The following is a 23,362-nucleotide window of genomic DNA, read 5'->3' as shown; positions in this document are numbered from 1 at the left end:
CCAGCGCGAATATCCACCCGACCCAGGCGACCGTAACCACAGTCTGCGAAAGGTCGGCAGCTAACCTCCAATAGGTTGCAGTCCCCCAGAAAACCACCGAAGCGAGTTACCAGTGGAGCACCACGGGGGTGAGATGAATCACTACTGCCACACGCCCGAAGGTCTTTCAGGCGCTAGTCCTTGAGCGACTGTGCAAGCGCCGATAGCGGCTTTTTCATCTGGCGCAACGCCCAATGGGAACTGCTTTCGACGTCATAGACCGGCAGCGCTGCAACCGCCTCGCCCTGCCGCGCCAGCCGCGGGAAAAGGCTCAAGGCATTCCCCCGTTGAAGCTGACCCCGCCCGGTTGAGGTGAGCAGGTCTGTGGTCTGGATGAACTGGAAATCTCTTTCCCCAACATGGGGCAGATAGGGCCAGTCGGAGCCGTACAGAAGACGAGACGGTTCAACAAGTTCATTGAGCGTTGCAAGAACGCTGGGCGAGGCGCACAACGCCGTATCGAAGTAGAAGCGCCGGAGATAGTGCAGTACCCCTTGGGGAGCAGCATCATCGAACTCGGGAAGTGCGTTTGCCAAAGAGATTCGCCAGGCAACGTAAGGCAGGCACCCTCCCCCCTCCGCGAGAATCCAGGAGATATTCGGGTATCGCTCCATGGTGCCGCTGAGGATCAGGTTGACGGCCGCGCGGGTGGTGTCACAGGCAAACTCCACCAGGTAGCCGGGCGTCCCGAGAGCGAGTGACTGGCTAGTGGCGTGCATATTGGGATGCACGAATACCTTCGCCTGGCGCTTGTCGAGCTCCGCCATCAGCTCTTCGAATCGGGGCTCTCCAAGGAAGTGCTGCCCATCACTGGCAAGCAGTTGGACGCCATCCGCGCCGAGTTGATCCAGGGCATGGATGGCCTCCGCACAGGCACTCCCCGGCTCCCGCTGGGGAATGGCTGCGAAACTGCCGAAACGCCCAGGTTCGGACGCCTTCGCCCTGGCCATGAACTCATTGCAGCGCCTGGCCAGTAAAGACGCCTCCCTGGGTTCGTCAAAGCAAACGGCGGGCGCCGGCAGGGACAGGATTGCCGAGGAGATTCCCTGGTCGTCCATGTACGCCAATGCAGACTGAGCGCTCCAGGTGGGCAACGACTCACCTGCGAAAACATTCAGCCCGCGACGCGTCAACTCGGCTGCGTAGAAGTCCGGGATCACATGCTGATGGACATCGACCACACCTTCACTGCGACGGAACTCCGAACCCATGTCGACTGGAGGTGGAGCTTCCGATGGCAAACCAGATGCGCCCGTGGCGGCGATGCTGTCTGTGGCGGAAAGGATAGAGGCGCCCAGAACAACCCCGGACGCCGCGACAAACTCACGACGTTTCATGACACCCTCTTATTGTTCTTCTGCGTAATGTGGGCTGATCAGCGATTGCGAATGCGCTCCGCGAACGCCGCCACAGGTTTTGTCATCCGCCGCCGCATGCGATTGGAGAAGGTCTCGCCTTCATAAATCGGCGCAGGAGTCACCTGCTCATTGGCCAACCGGTACTGTGGGAACAGGCTCAACGCGTGGCCACGGTTGATTCCGTATTGCTGCTCCTCATTCCACGGGCTGTTCTCTGCCAGTGTCTGGCACACCAGGGTCGTGACAGGAGCAGGAGCAAACGGGAAGTCGCTGCCAAACAGAATGTGCGATGGCTCCACGAGCTCCTTCAGGGCAACCATCGAGTAGCGGGACGGCGAAAGCGCCGTATCGAAATAGAAGCGCTTTACGTAGGTAAGGACGCCCTGCGGCGCCTTCTCCTGGAATTCGGGAAGGGCATTCGCCAACGAGATGCGCCACGCTACGTAAGGCAGGAAGCCACCGGCATGCGAGAGAATCCAGCGGATGCGCGGATATCGCTCCATTGTCCCGGTCAGAATCAGATTTACCGAGGCGCGCGTGGTATCGCAGAGAAATTCCAGCAGGAAACCGGGGGTCTGAAGGCCGATCTCATCGCTGGTCTTGTGGATGTTCGGGTGGACAAAAACTATGGCTTGGCGACGATCGAGCTCTGCCATCAGTTCTTCAAATCGCGGGTCACCCAGGAAGTGGCCGTCGGTGCTGCCCAGCAGCACCACGCCATTAGCCTTCAGCTCGTCGAGCGCGCGAATGGCCTCCTTGCACGCCGCTTCGGTAAAAGGCGTGGGGAGCACTGCAAAATTGCCGAACCGGCCCGGGTAATCATGCGCCATCTGAGCCGCGAAATCGTTACAGCGCCTGGCCAGGTCAGTCGCTTGCTCGACCCCTCCGCCGAAATGCACACCGGGAGCGGACAGTGAGGTGATCGCAGTTTGAATGCCGTTGAGATCCATGACTTCTATGGATTTCTCGGGAGACCATTTCGGCAGCGGAGCACCGGCCACCTTGGTCAGCCCCATCTTGTCCATGGTGGCCACAAAAGCCGGCGGGATGATGTGGTGGTGGACGTCTATGCGCCCTTGCTGAATGGACATGTGGATCCTCTTGCGGGAATTTGGGTTAGCGGAGCGGGAGGCTCCTGCACGGCAGGCAGTGAGAACACAACCATATCGATATGAACACCACTGTTCACAGAGTGTCAATATCGATCATCGAGCGCATAATGGCCCATAAGCATGGCGAAGCTTCAAAAAATCCCTTGACTCCCCGTGAACACAATTGTTCACTCGTGACCAGCAAAGACAGGATTCCACTATGAGTTCGATCGAAAAACGCATCCATGAAGCGGCCATTCGCATCTTCGCTGAACGCCGCATGGACGATATCAACGTGAGCGAGCTGGCCCAGACAGCCGGGGTAGCGCGCGGCACGATCTACAAGAAACTCGAGTCGATCGACACGCTGCTCGAGGATGTCGCGAGCCAGCTGGCAGCAGAGATGAACGAACGCGTCGGGCAGAGTGCTGCACCCGATCTGGATCCCGCGCAGCGTCTGGCCAATGGCATTCGTTTCTACATTCGTCGCGCTCACGAAGAGCCCCATTGGGGAGCGTTCCTGGTGCGCTACTCGGCGACCAGCGTCTCGCTGCAGAAAATGTGGGACGGCCCTCCCGTTCGTGACGTTCTCGATGGCTTGGCCAAACACCGCTACAGCTTCCGTCCGGAGCAGATGATCTCGGTCATCGGCATGATTGCCGGCTCGGTATTGATTGCCATCACGCTGGTTCTTGAAGGTCACAAGACCTGGAGAGACGTCAGCGCCGATACGGCCGAACTGGTGCTGCGCGCCTTGGGCGTCGAGGCTGAACAGGCGCGCGCCTTTGCCAACACGCCACTACCGGCCTTGCCCAGCATCGACTGAAACCCGCAGAACGTCCCACTGCCTGAACGGCGCGCGATTGCGCGCCGCGGGGACGCTTATTGCCAAAAAAAGGAGAGAACAACAATGAAAGACCTCCTTCACCCCCTCCCCCTCCGGGCGCTTTCCTGCCGAGCGCCGAGCCCCTGACAGTCGCGGCGACACGCCGCTAACACCACCGATCGATCCCGCTGTGCCCCGTCAAGGGCGCAGGGGCAGCGTGCACCCCCTGGAAAGTCGAAAACAACAAAAAGAGGCTTTGACATGAAACGGGCAAGTCCCTCGCTCTTCCGACCCTTGCGCATTACCGCTGCACTCAGCCTGTACGCCCTGTACATCCCGGCCACTCATGCGGTGACCTTCAATATTGGAGAGATCGAGGGGCAGTTCGACTCCTCACTGTCCATAGGCTCATCCTGGTCAACTCAGAACCCCAAGGCCAAGTTGCTGCACAGCCGCAGCGTTGATGACGGGAAGCTCAACTTCCGCGAGGGCGACAGCATCTCGAGGGTCTTCAAAGGCATCCACGACCTTGAGCTGAAGTATGCGGACAGCGGCGTGTTTGTCCGCGGCAAGTACTGGTATGACTTCGTCCTCAAGGATGAAGACCGGCGCTACAAAAACATCAGCGACAGCGGGCGCGAGGAGGCAGCGAAATCCGCTGGCGCGGAGTTTCTCGACGCGTTCGTCTACCACAACTACGAGATTCACGAACTGCCCGGCGTCGTGAAGCTCGGCAAGCAAGTCGTGAACTGGGGGGAAAGCACCTTCATCCAGGGCGGCATCAACGCCATCAACCCGGTAGACGTCTCTTCCTTCCGCCGCCCCGGCTCCGAGATCAAGGAAGGCCTGGTGCCGGTCAACATGTTTTATCTCTCTCAAAGCCTGAGCGAGAGCTTCTCCACGGAGATGTTCTACCAGTTCGGATGGGACAAGACCGTCATCGATAACTGCGGGACCTTCTTCTCCGGTAACGATGTCGTTGCCGATGGCTGTGGTGGCTTGCCCGTAGGGCCGGTGATCTACCAGAACCCGCTTGCCCAGCAGGCGCTGTCTCCGTTCGGGATCAAGTTGACCAGCGAAGGGATCGAGATTCCGCGGGCGCATGACAACGACCCGCGTGATAGCGGCCAATGGGGCATGGCGTTGCGCTGGTTCGCCCCGCAGTGGGACAGCGAATTCGGCGCCTACTTCATGAACTATCACAGCCGCATGCCTTACATCAGCGCTGTGACCAGCCCGCATGCCGCGGATATGGGTTTCGCCCCGGAACTCTGCGGAAACCTGGGCGTTCCGGCTGCAGCCTGCTCGGCAGTGCTGGGTTCGGCGGCTGGCCAGAGCCTGGCGCAGGCCTACCGGCTCGGAACCTCAAAGTACTACGTCGACTACCCCGAAGATGTCCGCCTGTACGGCCTGAGCTTCAGCACCAGCCTGCCCACCGGAACCACGCTCGCCGGGGAGGTCAGCTATCGCCCCAACATGCCGCTGCAGATCAACCCGTACGACCTGATCACAGCAGGAACGGGGATCACAGCGCTCTCGCCACTGCTGTCCTCAGGCGCAATCGACCTTCAGAACTCAACCGCCATCGCTGGCTATCGGCGCAAAGAGGTTACCCAGGCCCAGGTCACTGCCACGCATTTCTTTGACCAGGTCATGGGGGCCGATCGCCTGACTCTGATCGGCGAAGTCGGATACGTGCACGTTGGCGGACTCGAAGGTAGAGGTGGCCTGCGATATGGACGCAGCACGGCCTATGGCGGTGGCGCGATCTATCCGGATAACAGCGTGTGCACCTCCACCAGCGCAACGCCGGAGTACTGCAGCAACGATGGATTCACCACGTCGGATGCGTGGGGATACCGCGCGCGCGCCATCTGGGAGTACTCCAACGTCATCCAGGGGCTGGAGCTCAAACCGAACCTGGCCTGGTCGCACGACGTAGACGGATACGGCCCCGAACCAGGATTCAACGAGGGCTCCAAGGCCGCCAGCGTCGGACTCGATGCCACCTACCTCAACACCTATAACGCGAGCCTTTCGTACACCAACTTCTTTGGCGGTGATTACAACGTCAACGTCGACAGAGACTTCGTCGCGCTCAGCGTCGGCGTTTCCTTCTAACGGAGAACAACAATGAAAAATTCCTCCTTGCGTATCGCGCTGCTCGGCGCAGCCTTGACTGTCCCGCTGCATGCCTTCGCTGCAGTCTCTGAAGTGGAAGCCCAGAAGCTCGGCACCAGCCTGACGCCCATGGGAGCAGAGAAAGCCGGCAACGCCGACGCAAGCATTCCGCCGTGGACTGGCGGGCTGCCGACCAATGCGGGGCAACGTGGCGCCGATGGCCGCCTCAGCAACCCCTTTGCCGGCGAGAAGCCGCTTTTCACCATCACGGCGCAGAACCTGGCGCAGTACGCCGCCAATCTCTCCAGCGGGCAGCAGGCAATGTTCAAGCGCTACCCGGATTACCGCATGAACATCTATCCGAGCCATCGTTCAGCGACCTATCCCGAAGCGGTCTTCAAGGCTGTGGCAGCCAACGCCCGCAAGGCAAGCCTGGTAGGCGGCGGTAACGGTCTGCAGGATTTCCAGACCGCAATCCCCTTCCCTATTCCACAGAGTGGCATCGAGGTTCTCTGGAACCACATCACCCGGTACCGCGGAGGCAGTGCGCAGCGCAACCATGTGCAGGCTGTCCCCACCTCCAACGGCACCTTCACTCCGGTTTACTTCAAGCAGCAATTCACCTATCGGGATCAGCTCAGTGACTTCGACCCGGGCAAGGAGAGCAACGTACTCTTCTACTACAAGCAACTGGTAACCGCGCCTGCCCGCCTGGCCGGCGACGTTGTGCTCGTTCACGAGACGCTGGATCAGGTGAAAGAGCCTCGCATGGCATGGATCTATAACGCCGGGCAGCGTCGCGTCCGCCGTGCCCCGCAGATCGCCTATGACGGTCCCTACCCCGCCTCCGATGGGCAGCGCGTCGCAGACAACCTCGACATGTTCAACGGCGCCCCGGATCGCTACGAGTGGAAGCTGCTTGGCAAGCGCGAGCTCTACATTCCCTACAACAATTTCGAACTGGAATCGCCGGCGCACAAATACGCCGAAATCCTTCAACCCGGCCACATGAACCAGGACCTGGTTCGCTATGAAAAGCACAGGGTCTGGGCCTTGGAGGCATCGCTCAAGCCTGGCGAACGGCACATCTATGCCAAGCGCGTCCTGTTCATTGATGAAGACACCTGGCAGGCGATGGTCGCCGAGCATTACGACGGTCGTGGCACCCTCTGGCGAGTTGGCGAAAGCTTCATGACGCCGCTGTATGACAGGCAGATTCCCTGGCTGGGCGTCGAGGCGCTCTACGACCTGATCAACGGACGCTACCTCGTCTCCGGCATGACCAACGAAGAGAAATCCGCGGTGGAGTTCGGATTCAAGGCCAGCGGGGCCGACTACACCCCCACCGCCCTGCGCAACGCCGGCGTCCGCTAACCCTCCCTTTCGCTCTGAACACCCGGCGCGTGGCATTAATTCGCCCTCCATGTGAACACTACTGTTCACATGGAGACAATAATGACTTAAAGTAGCTCCATGCTTCGCACGCGCCGCCAGGCCCCATAACAACAGGAGCAACGCAGTGAACATGAAAGAAACCATTTCCGAGCTGCAGACCCGCAGTGTCGTGGTCGGCAAGCGTCAGATCTTCGTCGCGGAGAAGGGCACCGGGCATCCGCTGCTCATGCTTCACGGTGGCGGCCCGGGTGCCTCCGGCCTCTCCAACTACTCGCGCAACATCGACGCACTGGCCGAGCAATTCCGCGTGCTGGTCGTGGATATGCCCGGATACGGCAAGTCGTCCAAGGGCGTGAACCGTGACGATCCGTTTGGCGACCTTGCCAGCTCCATGCTTGCTCTGCTGGACGTGCTTGGCATCAAGAGCGCGCACATCATCGGCAACTCGCTGGGCGGCGCCTGTGGCCTGCGGATGGCTCTGGAGGCACCTGGCCGAGTATCGGGGCTGATTCTCATGGGGCCTGGTGGTATCAACACCACGCGAGGCCTCCCTACTCCCGGGCTCAAGCTGTTGCTGGACTATTACAACGGCGATGGTCCATCCCTGGAAAAGCTCACGCACTTCATCCGTGACTATCTGGTTTACGACGGCAGCCAGGTATCGGACGCCATGATCGAGGAGCGCTATCGCTCAAGCATCGATCCGGAAGTCGTGAAACAACCTCCGCTGCGGCGCCCACCAAGCCTCGGTGCGGCGATCCGCATGGACTTCACTCGCGATCATCGCCTGAAGCTCTGCCAGGTCCCCACCCTGGTTCTCTGGGGAACGGAAGACCTGGTGAACCGCCCGAGCGGTGGCACCACCCTCCTCAAGCGCATGCCCAACTGCGATTTGTACCTGTTCGCCAAGACCGGCCACTGGGTGCAATGGGAGCGTGCCGAGCAGTTCAACGCCATCAGCGCCTCCTTCCTGGCGGTAAATACGCCCAAGTCCTGAGGAGGATATCGATATGGCTCGGGACATCTTCGGCGCCAGTAGCATGGGGTACGCGGTTATCGAATCCGAACGGATGGATCGCTGGCGTGCATTGCTCAAGGCTGGCATCGGCTTGCACGAAGCGCAGGCCGACTCGGAGGTATTGGCCTACCGCATGGATGAACACCAGCGGCGGATCATTGTTAAGCGCGGCGCAACCGAGGACCTGGTTGCTGTTGGTTGGCAGCTGCGTGACCGGAGCACCCTGGATGAGGTGCTTCAACGGCTGAAGAAGCTTGGGATCGTGGCAACCAAAGGGTCGCCACACCAGGCCGCCGAGCGGGGTGTCCGTGAGTTCTGGAGGGTCATTGGGCCGAAACGGCTCGCGATCGAGCTATTTACCGAGCCACTCACTGACGACCGCCCTCTCGAGATGCTCAGCCCCGGATTCATAACCGGGGAAATGGGCATGGGACACCTGGCCATTACCTCGCGAAAGCCCGAGCAGATGCGCCGCTTCTGGCAGGAGGTGTTCGATGCACGGCATAGCGATCACATCGTTGAGCGCATTGCCGGCGTCACGCTGGACATTGATTTCTTCCGAGTCAATCCGCGTCATCACTCGATTGCGATCGCTGTCGTCAAAGACCTGCCCATGGATCCGATTCGCACTCGAGTCCAGCACATGAATCTGCTGACGACATCTGTCAGCGGGCTCACCGATGCCTTCCTTCGCTGCCGCAAGCTGGGCTTCGAAATGGCCCATGAGATCGGCGAGCACCCCAATGATCGCGAGCAGTCCTTCTACGTCATGACCCCGTCGGGCTTCGAGATGGAGCTCGGCTGGAATGCCCTGGAAGTCGTTGAAGAAACCTGGCTCACGACGTCCTACAAAGGCATCAGCCTGTGGGGACACAAGCCTGAAAAGCAAACCCGCTGGAAAAAGCTGACGACCAACCTGGGCAACTTCGGCCGCGGCATCCGCTCGCTTTTCAACACTGAATTTTCACCGCTCTAGGGAGACACGCTGGAGATGGACAATAACAACAAGCTGCACAGCGAAACCGTTGATGTCGTGATTTCGGGCCTGGGTCCAACCGGTGCCACTCTGGCGCACCTGCTAGGGAAGCGCGGCCTGTCGGTCATCGTGCTGGAGCGCGAGCCCACCTTCTACGGGAACGCTCGTGCCGTATACACCGACGATGAATGCATGCGAATCATGCAGTCCGCCGGCGTCGCCGACGAACTTGCGGCCGACATGCAGATCGACACGCCGGCACAGTGGACCTTCGCAGACGGCCGCGTGCTGGGCCAGTACTGGCAACTGAAACGTCCGTTCGGCTGGCCGGTGATCAACTTCCTCTACCAACCCTGGCTGGAAACCCGCCTGACGGAACTGCTCCAGCGCTATCCCAACGTCCAGATTCGTCGGGGGCGCGAGCTCATCGCCTTCGAGCAGAACAGCGATTGGGTGACCATTACTCACCAGGCCACCCGCACCTTCCGCTTCAGCGAAAGCAGCGACGCGCGTAGCGAGCACGATATCGACCTCGATCCTCAGGCAATTCGCGCCCGTTACCTGGTCGGCGCGGACGGTGGCCGGAGCACCGTCCGCGAATCGCTCGGTATCAAGATGGACGGCAAGAACTTCCCGGAACCTTGGCTGGTGGTTGACCTAGAGCTGAAGGATGGCGAGGAAGCGCTGCGCCACATCCCCTACTTCAACTTCGTCTGTGATCCGGTTTGTCCGACCGTCAGTTGTCCGCAGCCAGGCCGGTTCCACCGCTTCGAGTTCATGCTCATGCCCGGCCAGACCAAGGAGTACATGGAGGACCCGGCGACCGTCCGCAAACTGATCAGTCGACACGTCGACCCGGACAAGTTCGAAATCAAACGTCGCCTCGTTTATACCTTCAATGCCCTGGTCGCACAGGAGTGGCGCCGAGGGCGAGTACTGCTCGCGGGTGACGCGGCGCACATGACCCCGCAGTTCATGGGGCAAGGCATGAGCTCTGGCGTTCGAGACGCTTACAACCTGGCCTGGAAGCTCGATTCGGTCCTCAGAGGCAGAGCGGCAGAAGCGCTTCTGGATACCTATGGGCGGGAGCGCTACCACCATGCCAAAGCGATGATCGACATCTCGGTTGTGATGAAGGACTTCGTGTCGATGGCCCACCCGCTGAAGGCCACGCTGAGAAACTTTACGGCCAGGACGCTCCAGGCCACACCGATCATTGGCAAGTGGATCCGCGAAGGCGGATTCAAGCCGACGCCGACCTACAAGAGCGATACCTACCTGGGGATTGCGCGCCGTAATCGTCGATCCGTCGAAGGCAAGATGATCCCCCAGCCTCATGTCCGAACCTTCAAGGGCAAGAGAGTGCTGCTCGACAGCCTCCTGGGTGACGACTTTGCGCTGATTGGCCTTGGCGTGAACCCCCAGGACTTCCTCAACGGACAGTCCCGCGCGGTGCTCGCGGCACAGGGGGTCAACTACCTGAGCCTGTTCCCCTTCGGTGGCCGGCCTCAGGGCAAGGACATTCAATGCCGCACTCCCGCCGGCCTGGTTGAAGTCGAGGAAGTCGGCGAGGAAATGCTCAAGTGGTTCAAGCGCTCCGGCGCGAAACACAATGCGGTCGCCATCATCCGGCCGGACAAGTTCGCCTTTGCCGTCGTCTCGGGCGACAAGCTGAATGCCGCCATCGAAGAACTCGGTCGCCAGATCGGCTGGTCTGCCGCGCTTATCGGCTCCACCACCGAACCACGGCCCATGAGGAAGTCCGCATGAGCCTGACCTGCGAAATGCTCGAACGGCTTGCCGCCGACCTGCGCCATGCAGAGCAGCAGGGAGAAGCCCTTGCACCGCTGCGAACCGAACTGGGCCTGGACAATGGTGACGCGGCATACGCCATCCAGCGCATCAACGTGGAGCACTGGCAAAGCACCGGCCGCCGCATCGTGGGGCGGAAAATCGGCCTGACCAACCCCAAGGTGCAAGCCCAGTTGGGTGTGGATCAGCCTGACTTTGGAACCCTGTTTGCCGACATGTGCTACGGCGAACAACAGGGGGTCGCAATCGAGCGAGTCATGCAACCGAAGATCGAGGCAGAGATCGCTCTGGTGCTGGGGCACGACCTGCCACAGGCAGATACCACGTTCGATGAGCTCTGCGCCGCAGTGCAATGGGTACTTCCTGCTCTGGAGATCGTCGGCAGCCGCATTCGCAACTGGGACATTCGCTACGTCGACACGGTCGCTGACAACGCCTCCTGTGGCGCCTATGTGCTGGGCGGGCCGCTTCGACGGCTGGAGGGGCTGGACCTGCTCGACTGTCAGATGCGGATGACGCTGAACGGCCAGGAAGTCTCAAGCGGCCGTGGCCGCGAGTGCCTTGGCCACCCGCTCAATGCTGCGGTCTGGTTAGCCCGCAAGATGGCTTCGCTGGGGACGCCGCTGCTGGCGGGGGATCTGATTCTGACCGGCGCTCTCGGCCCCATGGTGCCCGTCAAGGTCGGGGACCGCTTTACCGCCACCATCGAGGGAGTCGGCAGCGTCTCGACACACTTCTTCAGTTCGACGCCCGACGGCGTATTTCTTCCCACTTGAGAGCAGACCATGGCCACTAAACGCAAAGCCGCGATTATCGGCTCGGGCAACATCGGCACCGATCTGATGATCAAGATCCTGCGCAATGCGCAGCACCTGGAAATGGCTGCCATGGTCGGTATCGACCAGGCTTCCGATGGATTGGCACGCGCAGCACGACTGGGCGTCGCAACCACCCACGCAGGCGTAGAAGGACTGATCCACCTGCCGATCTTCAAGGAGATCGACTTCGTCTTCGATGCCACCTCCGCCGGCGCCCACGTGAAGAACGATGCATTCCTTCGGGGCCACAAGCCCGATCTTCGCGTGATCGACCTGACCCCGGCCGCAATAGGTTCCTACTGCGTGCCGGTGGTCAATCTGGAGCAACACCTCAAGGCTCTGAACGTGAACATGGTGACCTGCGGTGGCCAGGCGACCATCCCGATGGTTGCCGCGGTATCGCGTGTGGCGAAGGTGCACTACGCCGAGATCATCGCCTCCATCGCTTCGAAGTCCGCAGGCCCCGGCACCCGCGCCAACATCGACGAATTCACCGAGACCACCAGCAAGGCCATCGAAGTCATCGGCGGCGCTGCCAGGGGCAAGGCGATCATCATCATGAACCCGGCCGAACCGCCGCTGATCATGCGCGACACCGTGTATGTGCTCAGCGAGGCGGTTGACCAGGCAAAGGTCGAGGCGAGCATCGAGGAGATGGCGGCGGCAGTGCAGGCCTACGTGCCGGGTTACCGCCTCAAGCAGAAGGTGCAGTTCGACGTCATTCCCGAGTCCGCGCCGCTGCACATCCCCGGCCACGGCAAGTTCTCCGGCCTGAAGACTTCGGTGTTCCTCGAAGTCGAAGGCGCTGCCCATTACCTCCCGGCCTATGCCGGCAACCTCGACATCATGACCTCCGCCGCGCTGGCCACCGCCGAGCGCATGGCCCAGGCGCTGGGAGCTTCGGCATGAGCAAGAAACTCTATATCTCCGATGTAACCCTGCGTGACGGCATGCACGCGATCCGTCACCAGTATTCGCTGGACGATGTTCGCGCGATTGCCGCCGCCCTCGACAAGGCCAAGGTCGACTCCATCGAAGTGGCCCACGGCGATGGCCTGCAGGGCTCCTCGTTCAACTACGGCTTCGGCGCACACACCGATCTGGAATGGATTGAAGCGGCAGCGGATGTGGTCAACCACGCCAGGATCGCCACGCTGCTACTGCCAGGGATTGGCACCCTTCACGACCTGAAGGCGGCCTATGACGCCGGCGCCCGAGTGGTCCGCGTCGCGACTCACTGCACCGAGGCGGACGTCTCCAGGCAGCACATCGAGTACGCCCGCGAACTGGGCATGGACACCGTGGGCTTCCTGATGATGAGCCACATGCAGACTCCCGAGGACCTGGCTGGCCAGGCCAGGCTGATGGAAAGCTACGGCGCCACCTGCATCTACGTCGTCGACTCCGGCGGGGCGATGAACATGGACGACATCCGTGCGCGCTTCCGAGCGGTGAAGGCCGTACTCAAACCCGAAACCGAGACCGGCATCCACGCCCACCACAACCTCAGCCTTGGCGTGGCCAACTCCATCGCTGCCGTCGAGGAAGGCTGTGATCGCATCGATGCCAGCCTGGCCGGCATGGGCGCCGGGGCGGGCAATGCACCGCTGGAGGTGTTCATCGCTGCCGCGGACAAGCTGGGCTGGAACCACGGCACGGATCTCTATGCGCTGATGGATGCGGCCGATGACCTGGTGCGTCCGCTGCAGGATCGACCAGTGCGCGTGGATCGCGAAACCCTCGCCCTGGGCTACGCCGGGGTCTACTCCAGCTTCCTGCGCCATGCCGAAGTGGCCTCGGCCAAGTACGGCATCAAGGCCGTGGACATCCTCGTCGAGCTGGGCAAGCGCCGCATGGTCGGCGGCCAGGAAGACATGATCGTCGACGTCGCGCTGGACCTGCTCAAGCGCCATTAACCCGCGCAAACGGAATACCAGAGCAATGGTGCAGCGTTCTGCGCCCAACCTTCATCGTGACGAGGCTGCCATGCAATCAGTGTCTCCGGCCACAAGGGTCGCGTTGGTAACAGGTGCCAATACTGGCATCGGAAAAGCGACCGCCAGTGCCTTGGCGAAGAACGGCTACCAGGTTTTCCTGGCGTGCCGCTCCAGGGAGCGAACCGAACCGGTGCTACGGGAAATCGAGGCTGCTTGCGCCGGGCGAGCGCAAGTTGAATTCCTGGAGTTGGACCTTGCTGATCTGGCGTCGGTACGACGCTGCGCCCAGTCATTCCTGGAGCGAAATCTGCCGCTGCATCTGCTCGTCGCAAACGCAGGCCTGGCCGGCCAGAAAGGGCAGACTCGAGACGGCTTCGAACTGGCTTTCGGCACCTGCCACATGGGCCATTTCCTGCTGACCAGGTTGCTGTTGCCACGCCTGCAGGAGTCGGCACCGGCACGGGTCGTAGTCGTCTCCAGCAAAGCTCACCGACATGTGAAATCCATCGACTTCGAAGCAGTCCGCAGGCCAACCGTTTCCAGCAATGGGCTGAGGGAGTATGGGGTCGCCAAGCTGGCCAACCTGCTGTTTGCAAGAGAACTCGGCAAACGCCTGGAAGGGACTGGTGTGACGACTTACTCATTGCATCCAGGCGTGGTTGGCACCGACGTATGGCGCACCCTGCCCCGCCCCTTGCAGTGGTTGTTGAAGCGAGTGTTCAAGTCGCCCGAAGAGGGGGCAAAAACCAGCCTGTACTGCGCGACGTCATTCGAAGCCTCCACTCAATCGGGGCTGTACTACGAAAACTGCCGAACCCAGTCTCCTTCCCCGCTTGCTCAAAACGACTCGCTATCCCGGGCGCTATGGGATTTCAGCGAGCAACAACTCGCGATCTAGCCAACTCGGCGCCAGCCCGGCGCCGCTCGACAGCTACGTGCCCCGTGCCTGCTGCGCGAATGAACAGGACAGTTGCCCGCGCAGCCAGATTACAAGAACAAGGTTTATCGATGAAATTGCTTCAGTTGTCGGCGCCTGCGCGCCATATGCCCTCCTGTGCCCTTCTCGCCATTCGCCGTCTCATTGCCTGCTCGCTCGGGCTGTCAACCTCGGCTCTTGCCAATGGCGTCTATCTCAACGAACAAAGTGCGAGCGCCGCAGGCACTGCCTACGCGGGGCGCTCGTCCTCTGCGCTGGATGCCAGCACCCTTTACAGCAATCCGGCCGGGCTGAGCAAAATCTCCCGGACCGAGATAAGCGGTGGCTTCGCGTTGGTAGAGGCCAATGTCGATATCAACGATGCCCATGGCGCCGCGAATGGCACCAACAAGGGAGATTCGGTGCCTTCGGCTGCCATACCGTTTGGCTTTTTCTCCACCCCGGTGAATGACAGGTTCACTGCAGGCATCGGTCTCTATGTCCCGGCGGGCCTGACCAACGACTATGAGGACAGTTACCAGGGTCGCTACTTCGGTTCCTACAGTGCGGCCAAGGTCATCACGCTACAGCCAACCCTTGCCCTGCGGATCAACGATCGCATTTCGATTGGCGCGGGCCCTACCTTCAACCGCATCGATGGAAAGCTGCAGAACTACCTGGCCACCGGAGCGCTGAACAACGGCACCGACACGCGGATTTCAGTGTCCGGCGACGACACTGCTATCGGCTACAACGTTGGCATTCTGGCGGATATCACTGATAACACCACCTGGGGGCTGACCTATCACTCGAAGGTGGATTACCACCTTGAAGGCACCACGAAAGTCACCGACGCCCCCGCCTTTCTTGGGGTCAACGGCAAGTACGATGGGCGTCTGGATATCACGCTCCCCGAAACAATCGACACCTCCATTACTCACCACTTCGATGATCGCTGGACGGGCTATCTCGGCACCGTCTGGAGTCGCTGGGAGCGTCTGGAGAAAATCGAGGTCAATAACAGCGGCGTGCCGTCCTCCGCAGTGGGCTCGCGGCTTGCGCAGATCACCGAACCGCTGAATTGGCACAACACCTGGTCGTTCGCCGTGGGCGGTGCCTACCAGATGTCACCTGAGGTGACGCTGCGTGCCGGCTTTGCGTACGACCCTTCCCCGACCGATAACCAGAACAGGAACGTGCGGATCCCGACCGGAAATCGGAAGAGCATCGCCTTGGGCGTGGGCTATAGCCCCTCGGCAGACTTCACCGTGGACCTGGCCTACGGCTATATCCGGGAGTCGAGGGCATCGGTTTCCCAATCGGATGAGAGCGCTCTGAAGCCTTCGTACAGCGCGAGCTACAAAAACTCCGGGCAGGGCCTGGTTACCCAGTTCACTTATCGGTACTGATTCAAGCTTTACCCGGCCTGACCGCTACTCCAACGGGTCGGGCCGCTCTGCATCCAGGGCCAGGCCGGAAAAATGCGTGATTCCGTCTGCTGGGGCATGGCCATCCACGGCAAGGCGCCGGCAAACTACGCGTGGACTGCCCGCGATGTGGGGGCTATTCGATATCCGCAGCTGCGATCAGCCTCTGCGGATATCGAATAGCCTGTTGGTTGCCTGAGGACACCTAATGAATATCTGGTTCGCTATCCCAGCTTTGCTCGCCGCTGGCTTTGCCACTCACTATTTCCGCACGGCGGCGCGCAAGCCACAGCTGATCTATCAGGCCAACATCGAGAACCAGAATCTGGTCGCCCGGATACCGCGTCTCACCAGGAGATTCTGGGCCACCCCCTGGCTGTTCAACGGGCATCTGCAACTCCTCGGGCTGGGCCTGAAGAAGGCTTTCGCGCCCAGGCTGAACTACGATCGGGTCGATACCTTGCGCATGGCCGACGGAGGCACGACGGCACTTCACTGGATGGGGAGTGAATTGCCGAAGCAGAAGCCGACTCTGGTAGTACTGCACACGATCACCGGATCACCCCAGAGTATGCGGGCCTTCGTTCGCGACCTGCAGCGTCTGACGGGATGGCGAGTCGTGCTGTGCGAGCGTCGTGGCCACGGCGGATTACCGCTGACCACCCCGAGGTTCAATACCATGGGCGATACCGGCGATCTGCGTGAACAACTCCAGCTGATCAGCGAACGCTATCCGCAATCCCCCCTCTACGCGGCGGGCATCTCGGCCGGCTCCGGCCTGCTAACTCGCTATCTGGGCGAGATGGGAGTGAATACTCCCCTGCGCGGCGCTTTCGCTTACTGTCCGGGTTACGACATTCGGGTGGCCTTCGCGCGGGCCAAAGCCCCATACACCCGTCTGATGGCAAGGAAACTTGTGCGCCAGTTCGTTACCCCCCATCGAGAGGCATTGGCGCATTTGCCCAGCCTCGAATCGCTGGAAGGCGCGCAGAGCCTGGACGAATTTCATCGGCACTTGTATGAGTGCGCGGGTTATCCCAGCCAGCAGTCATTCCTCGACAACTGCAACCCGATGGGCGTGATGGCGAACGTGAGCATTCCGCTGCTGGTTCTCAACGCTGAAGATGACCCGGTGTGCGTGGTAGGCAACGTCAGAGATCACCAACAGGCTATGGCGCGTATGCCAAGAACCCTGCTGGTGGTTACCGCACGCGGCAGCCATTGCGCCTATCTCTCAGGTCTGAATGGACGTTCCTGGGCACATGAGCTGGCGGCCGAATTTCTGCAAGCTGTGCACCTTGAGTCCTCCCCGGAATAGCTCCACACGTCGGCACTGGATACGCTCAATCAACACCCGCATGAGCCCACTCAAGAAGCATGCAGACGAAAGCATATCGGAACGCTGACAAACCGAGCTGAAAAGAGAATAAGTCAAAATGACCAAACAAAAAGCAAGTCGGATACTTTGCGGAATATATACAACCCTCATATCAACAACATTGATAGCAGCTCCAGCGAGTGACGACGGCATAGAGCTTTGCAAAGAATTCCAAATCAATGGAAATCAGCATGGAGTACCAAAAAGCAGGTTCCAAGAGAACCTTGCAAGGATGACAAGACCTACAGGTGAACCATTATCTCCAGAACTCTCTGCCGGATTATATCTTGCAACATACGGAAAAGGAGGCAAGTTAAGAAAGATAACATGGGAAACGCTAAAGCCAGTAATAGATGCGATTTATGCAGGGAAAATAAAATTTAGAATCTCGGAATTAGACATAAATAATGATAAGCAAAAAGAGCAAGTGATAATATACAATGGTGAGTATCCGTTCAATGACGAATCAGCTTATGTAGTTGATGCAAATCACCTCCCTGACACTGAATTCAGCGACGAACTCGGGCGGCCGATAATTATAAATGGAAGGAGTGTAATTTATCATAATCAAACCTATCAGCTAGATTATCGCTTCGAGTCCGCGACTAGCTCAACGCTTCTGACATCCATTGCAATATACAAACCAGTGCCACTTAATGAAGCACCCAAGATTATACCTCTGGGAGCAGGCGAGATTTGCACAATTAAAATAATCTAAACAAGGGTCTCAGTCATGAAAGCTACGCCAATAAGCAAGGAGCAATACAAGGATTACACTGCTAGACTCTTGCATTTTGCCGGGAATACAAGACGGAAGCACATTACGATAACGCAGGGTACGCATCAATCAGTATTGGATTCAATCTTGAGTCAGCTGACGCCACAAGAGAATTTCTCTCTACTGCCATGGGCGTACAAAACGACCATATCAATAGCTACGCTGCAGAAATAAATTAGCTCGCAAAGCTCCTTTACAAAAAGGAAGCTGTGCCAGCTATGCAAGCTGCTCTCAATAACAAGTAGGCGGAGCAACAGGGGGCCAGGTGAAAAGCTCTGGCCGACAGACCTGTCGAGTAAAGATGCTGAAGATCCATGCACTAGAGCAGCAGCCAATCTGGTGACAAGTGATGATGTAGCAGTCAGTTATTCAATGTCGAATCTGGGGAGCCGTCCATCGTAGGTCCCCTCCGCTCCACTCTCCGCCCCTAGCCGGGCGTTGCAATCGGCCGGAGCTAACATCTTCTCAGCAACACAACCACCAGGCGCCGGCAATGGCGAGCGTTCCTCAGCTTTCCTGCCGGACGCTTACTGCTGCTCTGCCTGTCGCCGTTGATTGTTGTCTTCCGCCAGTTTGTAAGCCACGTAGTACTTGTAGATGTTGCCGACGTAGTCGACGGTTTCACGCCCTACCACGCGTGCGGCGGCGTGCTCGACGTTGCCGAACCAGATGTTCGGGTCGAGCCCGGATTCCTGAGCCAGGCGGCGGAACTTCATCAGGTTGCCGGGCCCGGCGTTGTAGGCGGCGAATGTCATCAGCGTCTTGTTCAGCGGCGTCAGCTGCGGGTCGTTGAGGTATTTGTCGGCCAACAGGCGCATGTACTTGGTGCCGGCCTCGATGTTCTTGTCCGCACTCTTGTCGATGCCGCGGATGGCCACCGAGCGGTCCGCCGCGGTACTGGGTTTCATCTGCATGACCCCGACCGCGCCACGCGAGCTGCGCGCCTTCTGGTTCAGCTGCGACTCCTGGAAGCCCTGGGCGACCAGCATCAGGTAGTCGAAGTCGTAGGTCCCGGCGTGTTTCTGGAACAGCCCGACCATGTCGCGGAAGTTCTTCATCTCGGCTTCCGAGGTCGCGTCGAACAGGCGCTTGCTGTTCTTCACGTACTTGTTGCGCAGGGAGTTGCCGAAGGTCGTGCCGACCTTGTGGGTCTGCACGAAGGCGTCCAGCGCCTTCAGCAGCTGCGGGCTGTTCTTGCGAACCGCCCAGGCGAACTCGGAGCCCTGGGCATTGATCACGAGGTCCTGGTGCACCTGCATCTGCTGGTACAACGCGCTCCAGGCCCGGGCGATGTACAGGTCCACCACTGTAGCGGGAATCAGCCCGGCATTGACCATCTCCAGCAGGTCTTCAGACTCGAGGTTTTCGTCGGCCGCCTTGACCGCTATCGGTGCCAGGCCTTTCCCGTTGAAGGACTCGTTGAGCGACTGCAGGTGTTCGTAGTAGCTGCTCGATGGGCGCACCATGAGCTCCTGCCCGGCCAGTTCCTCCAGGCTGCCCAGCGGCTTGTGGCCCGGCGCGGTCACCACCACCTCCTTGACGCCGATGGCGAACGGCGCGGCGAAGTCCACCGACTGCAGGCGGCTATCGGTGATGGTCAGGCCCCCGGCGGCAATGTCGCCGACGCCGGCCTGCAACTGCGGCATCAACTGGTCCCGGGGGGTGGGAATGAACAGGACGCGCCATTGCAGGGATTTCTCCGCGTAGGGGTACTGCTTGTTCAGCCAGGCCTCCAGGGCCTTGCCCAGCTCGTAGCTGATGCCGCCTTGGCGGCCGCGGTCCACGGCAAAGAAGGTCCGGCTGTAGGGAACGAGGATGCGCACCAGGCGGCGCTCGCGCATGCCGTCCAGATCGCCTTTCCAGGCTGGCGGCACCGGCAGCACCATCGCCCGGACCTCCGCCTCTTCCTGCTGGGTCAACCTGGCCTCGGGCAATGCGGGCTGCGCGGCATGGGCAGCCAGGGAGAACAGAAACGCGAACAACAGGCACACGGAAGCGAGAGTGCGGCGTCCCATGATGCGAACCTTCCTGCTGAGCTGGATGACCGGCTGACGGACAAGCCCGTGGCGCGCTGCCGGTGCGCGTCGCAGGCGAAAGCCACGGGCGGGACCGGGGCTGTCCCGCCGTTTTCCAAGACTAGTTCAAACCCGGCCGGGTGCAGTGCCGCTCGGCGTCTGCGCATGCACGCCTGGCGACGACAGGAGGGCCGGCTGCTCACGCTCCGACCGCGCAGCGAAAAAACCTCAGGCCGCTGGCCTGGGGGTTTCTCCGCCGCTAGCCAGGTTCAGCTGTAAACCGGCCACTGCTCGACGATACGCCCCCCACGCACAGCCAGGAGGTCACCGAACTGCAGGAGGATCGACTCGGACTGGGTCGGGCGCAGGAATATCTGGTCGTCCACCTTCAGCCCGACGGCGCTGGAGCCGTTGAGCATTTCCTGGTTCGAGCTGCGTCCGTACAGGCCGTTGAACTGCAATCCCCTGGGTGACTCGGGCTCGGCCAGCCAGTTGCCGCCGTAGACGAAGAAGGTCTCGCGCTGGTTCGGGTCCCACCAGGAGAACAGTTTCGACTTGTCGTCCAGCGCCGGAATCCGCACCGGGCCGGTGCTCTTGATAACCGGTGTGGCGATAAAGGCGGCCGGCTGGTGCTCCACCAGCGACGGCAGGTCGTAGTGCGTGGGCTTGACCAGCGCCGAGCCCACCGACACTTCGCTGCTGGTGCGTTCGTTCTCGTGCATGCGGAAGCTCGGGCTGCCGGCGGTGTTCAGCGTCAGGCCCGGCTTCCACAGCGGCGCATGGCGGGTACGGGCGTAGTCGACGAAGCCGTCATACAGGGTCATCACCTTGGCGAACAGATCCTCCGGCGAGCCGAGGATCTCGGGCACGCCCATGCCGACGAAGGGGTCGTAACCCATGAAGCCGGCGAACTCCAGGTGTTGCGGGTTGGCGCCGATGATCGTGAGCATCCTGTCCAGGGTCTCATGGTCGGCCACCCCGCCCCGGTGCAAGCCGACGTCCAGCTCGATGTTGATCCGCAGCCGGGTATTGCGCCCTTGTGCCAGCGCCAGGTACTGCTGCAGGCGCTCGGGAGTATCGAGCAGCCACTGCAGTTGGCTGGTCGGGTCGAAGGGACCACGCAGATTCTCGTAGAACTGCTGCGCCGAACCGACCGGCAGCGGCTTGCCCAGCAGCAGGTCGGAGTCGGGGAAGCGCTCGGCATCATGATTGAGGAAAGGCTGGTGGAACGACATCATCCGCCGCGTGCCGGCGCGCTTGGCGATGTAGTCGAGCAGGTGCGGCGACGGCAGGGACTTCTCCACCACGCGCAAGTGCTTGCCGGTGCGCGCCACCGACTGCATCACTGCATCGACGTTGTGGTCCAGCCGGTCGAGATCGATCAGCATCACCGGGCGCATCGGCCCGTGCTCGCGCAACTCGCGGTTCAGCCGGGCAAAGTAGTCGTCGTAGGGGGCGCCGTGGTCACCCGGTCGCAGCCAGGCGCCGGCACCGGCGAGCAGAACGCCCGCGCCCGCCGCGCCGACGATGAAATTGCGTCGTTTCATGGGTTGTTCTTCCTTGTCAGGCCACGCCCAGGATCGATGACAGGTGGGCATTGAGGAACTTGCCCTGCGGGTCCAGCTCGCGGCGCACCTCGGTGAATTCCTTCCAGCGCGGATACAGCGGTTGCAGCGTGCGCGCATTCAGCGTGTGCAGCTTGCCCCAGTGCGGGCGGCCGGCGTACTTCCAGAAGATCGGTTCGACGGCGGCGAAGAAGTTGTGGTGGTCCATGCTGTAGTGCTGGTGCACGGAGATCGAGCAGCTGTCGCGCCCCTCGAACATGCTCAGGGGAATGTCGTCGGCCTTCACGTAGCGGTACTCGATGGGGAACCAGGTGCGCAGGTCCTTGTCGTTGATCAGCTTGAGTATCTCGCGCAGGCAGGCCGGGCCGTGCTCGGCGGGGACCGAATACTCCATCTCGTTGAAACGCACGTTACGCACGTTGGCGAAGATGTCGTAGGAGTCGCCGATGCGGTCGTCGAAGCTGGCGACATGGCGCAGGCTGTTGAGCAGGAAGCGCCGCGCGGCGGGGAAGTCGCTGCCGTACTTGTCGAGGTTCTCGATGATGCTGACGTACTCGTTGCCACCCTCCTTGGCCGGGTCCAGCGGCGGCGTGGCCGGGTCGCTGGTCTCGTTGAGGGCGATGGACAGCGCGTAGTCGGAGTGGGTCAGCACCTGCATTTCCCAGTGCTGGTTCTCGCGTGTGTTCTTCTCCACGTCCTCCAGCAGCTCCTCGGTGCTGGCGATCCACTGCCGTTCGTGCAGGCGGAACGCCTGGCGATTCTGCAGGCGCACGCGGGTGGCGATGCCGAAGGCGCCAAGGGATACCCGCGCGGCGTTGAACACCTCGGGATGGCGCTGGGCGTCGCAGTCCAGCACGTCGCCGCTGGCGGTCACCAGTTGCAGGCCGGTCACGCCGGTGGAGTAGGAGCCGAAGCCGACGCCGGTGCCATGGGTCGAGGTGGAGATCGCCCCGGCCAGTGTCTGGTAGTCGATATCCGACATGTTCGGCAGGGCCTGGCCGATCTCCTTCAACGCCGGTCCCATGAGCGACATGGGCGTACCTGCGGCGAATTCTGCCTGCAGCGTGTCGGCGTCATGGCCGAGCAGGCCGTTGAAGTAGGCCAGCGACACCAGCGTGCCATCGGTGGGTACCAGGGCGCTGAAGGAATGCGCCGAGCCTACCGGGCGTACCTTGCCCTGGGCCTGGCGAATGACCTGCACCAGTTCGTCCAGGCTCTGCGGCGCCAGGCGTGCCGCCGGCAGGCAGCTCTGCCCGCCGGACCAGTTGCGCCAGGGAATCAGTCGCGGCGCACGGGCCAGCTCGGCGGCCATCGGGCTGCTGGAAAGCGCCGCGAACGCGCCGGCAACGCCTGCGCTGCGCAGCAGCTGGCGCCGGGTGAGATGAATGGTCATCGAATGCTCCCCTCGCCTATTGGACTTGCTGGCCGGACATGAATGAGATCAGCGCAAGGAACTGCTCCTCCGAGCACTGCATGCACATGCCCATCGGCGGCATGCCCTTGTAGCCGTTGATGCTGTGGTCCAGCAGGCTGTCGGAACCCTGGGCGACGCGCGGTTGCCAGGCTTTCCCGTCACCACTCTGCGGCGCCCCGGAGGCCGGGTTGGCGTGGCAGAGCTTGCAGCTGCTGTCGTAGATCTTCGCCAGGGCGGGGTCGGCAGGCGCCAGGGCGGCGGCGTTGCGGGAGGGTGTCGGCGCGGCGTCGTCACCACAGCCGCCGAGCAGGCCAGCCAGGGCCAGCAAGGCAATCTGCAGCCAGGGTGTTGCGGGTTTGTGCATGGTGCTCCCCTATTCTTCCCGCGCGGACCGGCAGCGCGGATTCTTGTTGTCATGGGTAGCGGGCAGGTTAAGTCGCTGACCGTTCGTCCCCGAGGGCTTTGCCGGCCAACAAGG

At 61.0% G+C, this 23,362-nt stretch carries 19 protein-coding genes; 13 read left to right on the top strand and 6 right to left on the bottom strand.

Translation table 11 applies throughout. The features are described 5' to 3' along the window. Positions 1–173: 173 nt before the first annotated feature. Positions 174–1,376: an amidohydrolase family protein gene (locus N5C91_RS21145; RefSeq protein WP_279831783.1), complete on the bottom strand. Its 1,203-nt coding sequence runs from the start codon at positions 1,374–1,376 to the stop codon at positions 174–176. A gap of 38 nt (positions 1,377–1,414) precedes the next feature. Next, positions 1,415–2,488 (bottom strand): amidohydrolase family protein, encoded by a 1,074-nt coding sequence (locus N5C91_RS21140; RefSeq protein ID WP_236198796.1) that lies wholly within the window; start codon positions 2,486–2,488, stop codon positions 1,415–1,417. A 220-nt stretch (positions 2,489–2,708) separates the two neighbouring features. Here N5C91_RS21140 and N5C91_RS21135 point away from each other — a divergent pair, with 220 nt between their 5' ends. The 13 genes from N5C91_RS21135 to N5C91_RS21075 all read left to right on the top strand — a co-directional run bounded on the left by N5C91_RS21135 (position 2,709) and on the right by N5C91_RS21075 (position 17,830). Beyond that, entirely contained in the window at positions 2,709–3,314 is a 606-nt protein-coding gene (locus tag N5C91_RS21135; protein ID WP_236170643.1) for a TetR/AcrR family transcriptional regulator, read from the top strand. 261 nt (positions 3,315–3,575) lie between these two features. Next, entirely contained in the window at positions 3,576–5,435 is a 1,860-nt protein-coding gene (locus tag N5C91_RS21130; protein WP_279831779.1) for a DUF1302 domain-containing protein, read from the top strand. Between the two features lie 12 nt (positions 5,436–5,447). After that, positions 5,448–6,809 (top strand): DUF1329 domain-containing protein, encoded by a 1,362-nt coding sequence (locus tag N5C91_RS21125; protein WP_279831777.1) that lies wholly within the window; start codon positions 5,448–5,450, stop codon positions 6,807–6,809. A 151-nt stretch (positions 6,810–6,960) separates the two neighbouring features. Next, complete coding sequence (locus N5C91_RS21120; protein WP_279831844.1) at positions 6,961–7,827, top strand: alpha/beta fold hydrolase; 867 nt, start codon at positions 6,961–6,963, stop codon at positions 7,825–7,827. Between the two features lie 13 nt (positions 7,828–7,840). Next, on the top strand, positions 7,841–8,824 hold the full coding sequence (locus N5C91_RS21115; RefSeq protein ID WP_279831774.1) for a VOC family protein: 984 nt from the start codon (positions 7,841–7,843) through the stop codon (positions 8,822–8,824). A gap of 15 nt (positions 8,825–8,839) precedes the next feature. Then, entirely contained in the window at positions 8,840–10,594 is a 1,755-nt protein-coding gene (locus N5C91_RS21110) for a bifunctional 3-(3-hydroxy-phenyl)propionate/3-hydroxycinnamic acid hydroxylase (protein WP_279831772.1), read from the top strand. Further along, complete coding sequence (gene mhpD, locus N5C91_RS21105; RefSeq protein ID WP_279831770.1) at positions 10,591–11,412, top strand: 2-keto-4-pentenoate hydratase; 822 nt, start codon at positions 10,591–10,593, stop codon at positions 11,410–11,412. Before N5C91_RS21110 ends, mhpD begins: the two co-directional genes overlap by 4 nt. A gap of 9 nt (positions 11,413–11,421) precedes the next feature. Continuing rightward, positions 11,422–12,363 (top strand): acetaldehyde dehydrogenase (acetylating), encoded by a 942-nt coding sequence (locus N5C91_RS21100; RefSeq protein ID WP_279831768.1) that lies wholly within the window; start codon positions 11,422–11,424, stop codon positions 12,361–12,363. Continuing rightward, a complete protein-coding gene (gene mhpE / locus N5C91_RS21095) occupies positions 12,360–13,370 on the top strand; it encodes a 4-hydroxy-2-oxovalerate aldolase (protein ID WP_279831767.1) in 1,011 nt (336 codons plus the stop codon). Before N5C91_RS21100 ends, mhpE begins: the two co-directional genes overlap by 4 nt. A gap of 25 nt (positions 13,371–13,395) precedes the next feature. Next, positions 13,396–14,289, top strand: coding sequence for an SDR family oxidoreductase (locus N5C91_RS21090; protein WP_236225439.1), 894 nt, complete (start codon positions 13,396–13,398; stop codon positions 14,287–14,289). Between the two features lie 146 nt (positions 14,290–14,435). Further along, on the top strand, positions 14,436–15,716 hold the full coding sequence (locus tag N5C91_RS21085) for an outer membrane protein transport protein (RefSeq protein WP_279831843.1): 1,281 nt from the start codon (positions 14,436–14,438) through the stop codon (positions 15,714–15,716). 226 nt (positions 15,717–15,942) lie between these two features. Then, positions 15,943–17,052, top strand: a complete 1,110-nt coding sequence (locus N5C91_RS21080) for an alpha/beta fold hydrolase (protein WP_279831766.1) — start codon at positions 15,943–15,945, stop codon at positions 17,050–17,052. A gap of 118 nt (positions 17,053–17,170) precedes the next feature. Beyond that, on the top strand, positions 17,171–17,830 hold the full coding sequence (locus N5C91_RS21075; protein WP_279831765.1) for a hypothetical protein: 660 nt from the start codon (positions 17,171–17,173) through the stop codon (positions 17,828–17,830). A 587-nt stretch (positions 17,831–18,417) separates the two neighbouring features. Here the strand turns inward: N5C91_RS21075 and N5C91_RS21070 are convergent. The 4 genes from N5C91_RS21070 to N5C91_RS21055 form a co-directional block, all read right to left on the bottom strand. After that, positions 18,418–19,905 (bottom strand): lytic transglycosylase F, encoded by a 1,488-nt coding sequence (locus N5C91_RS21070; RefSeq protein WP_279831764.1) that lies wholly within the window; start codon positions 19,903–19,905, stop codon positions 18,418–18,420. A gap of 269 nt (positions 19,906–20,174) precedes the next feature. Beyond that, positions 20,175–21,452, bottom strand: a complete 1,278-nt coding sequence (locus tag N5C91_RS21065; RefSeq protein WP_279831763.1) for a DSD1 family PLP-dependent enzyme — start codon at positions 21,450–21,452, stop codon at positions 20,175–20,177. 16 nt (positions 21,453–21,468) lie between these two features. Further along, complete coding sequence (locus N5C91_RS21060) at positions 21,469–22,782, bottom strand: D-arabinono-1,4-lactone oxidase (RefSeq protein WP_236171056.1); 1,314 nt, start codon at positions 22,780–22,782, stop codon at positions 21,469–21,471. Positions 22,783–22,879: 97 nt separating this feature from the next. Continuing rightward, positions 22,880–23,248, bottom strand: coding sequence for a c-type cytochrome (locus tag N5C91_RS21055; RefSeq protein WP_279831762.1), 369 nt, complete (start codon positions 23,246–23,248; stop codon positions 22,880–22,882). Positions 23,249–23,362 lie beyond the last annotated feature (114 nt).

It is taken from the genome of Pseudomonas sp. GD03903, from assembly GCF_029840045.1.
Taxonomy (GTDB): Bacteria; Pseudomonadota; Gammaproteobacteria; order Pseudomonadales; family Pseudomonadaceae; genus Pseudomonas; species Pseudomonas pseudonitroreducens.
This window is presented reverse-complemented; position numbering and strand designations above follow the sequence as displayed.

Bases quoted from the DNA above. Each gene is read 5' to 3' on its own strand.
- N5C91_RS21145 (WP_279831783.1), bottom strand. From the start codon at position 1,376: ATGAAACGTCGTGAGTTTGTCGCGGCGTCCGGGGTTGTTCTGGGCGCC.
- N5C91_RS21140 (WP_236198796.1), bottom strand. From the start codon at position 2,488: ATGTCCATTCAGCAAGGGCGCATAGACGTCCACCACCACATCATCCCG.
- N5C91_RS21135 (WP_236170643.1), top strand. From the start codon at position 2,709: ATGAGTTCGATCGAAAAACGCATCCATGAAGCGGCCATTCGCATCTTC.
- N5C91_RS21130 (WP_279831779.1), top strand. From the start codon at position 3,576: ATGAAACGGGCAAGTCCCTCGCTCTTCCGACCCTTGCGCATTACCGCT.
- N5C91_RS21125 (WP_279831777.1), top strand. From the start codon at position 5,448: ATGAAAAATTCCTCCTTGCGTATCGCGCTGCTCGGCGCAGCCTTGACT.
- N5C91_RS21120 (WP_279831844.1), top strand. From the start codon at position 6,961: ATGAAAGAAACCATTTCCGAGCTGCAGACCCGCAGTGTCGTGGTCGGC.
- N5C91_RS21115 (WP_279831774.1), top strand. From the start codon at position 7,841: ATGGCTCGGGACATCTTCGGCGCCAGTAGCATGGGGTACGCGGTTATC.
- N5C91_RS21110 (WP_279831772.1), top strand. From the start codon at position 8,840: ATGGACAATAACAACAAGCTGCACAGCGAAACCGTTGATGTCGTGATT.
- mhpD (WP_279831770.1), top strand. From the start codon at position 10,591: ATGAGCCTGACCTGCGAAATGCTCGAACGGCTTGCCGCCGACCTGCGC.
- N5C91_RS21100 (WP_279831768.1), top strand. From the start codon at position 11,422: ATGGCCACTAAACGCAAAGCCGCGATTATCGGCTCGGGCAACATCGGC.
- mhpE (WP_279831767.1), top strand. From the start codon at position 12,360: ATGAGCAAGAAACTCTATATCTCCGATGTAACCCTGCGTGACGGCATG.
- N5C91_RS21090 (WP_236225439.1), top strand. From the start codon at position 13,396: ATGGTGCAGCGTTCTGCGCCCAACCTTCATCGTGACGAGGCTGCCATG.
- N5C91_RS21085 (WP_279831843.1), top strand. From the start codon at position 14,436: ATGCCCTCCTGTGCCCTTCTCGCCATTCGCCGTCTCATTGCCTGCTCG.
- N5C91_RS21080 (WP_279831766.1), top strand. From the start codon at position 15,943: ATGAATATCTGGTTCGCTATCCCAGCTTTGCTCGCCGCTGGCTTTGCC.
- N5C91_RS21075 (WP_279831765.1), top strand. From the start codon at position 17,171: ATGACCAAACAAAAAGCAAGTCGGATACTTTGCGGAATATATACAACC.
- N5C91_RS21070 (WP_279831764.1), bottom strand. From the start codon at position 19,905: ATGGGACGCCGCACTCTCGCTTCCGTGTGCCTGTTGTTCGCGTTTCTG.
- N5C91_RS21065 (WP_279831763.1), bottom strand. From the start codon at position 21,452: ATGAAACGACGCAATTTCATCGTCGGCGCGGCGGGCGCGGGCGTTCTG.
- N5C91_RS21060 (WP_236171056.1), bottom strand. From the start codon at position 22,782: ATGGCCGCCGAGCTGGCCCGTGCGCCGCGACTGATTCCCTGGCGCAAC.
- N5C91_RS21055 (WP_279831762.1), bottom strand. From the start codon at position 23,248: ATGCACAAACCCGCAACACCCTGGCTGCAGATTGCCTTGCTGGCCCTG.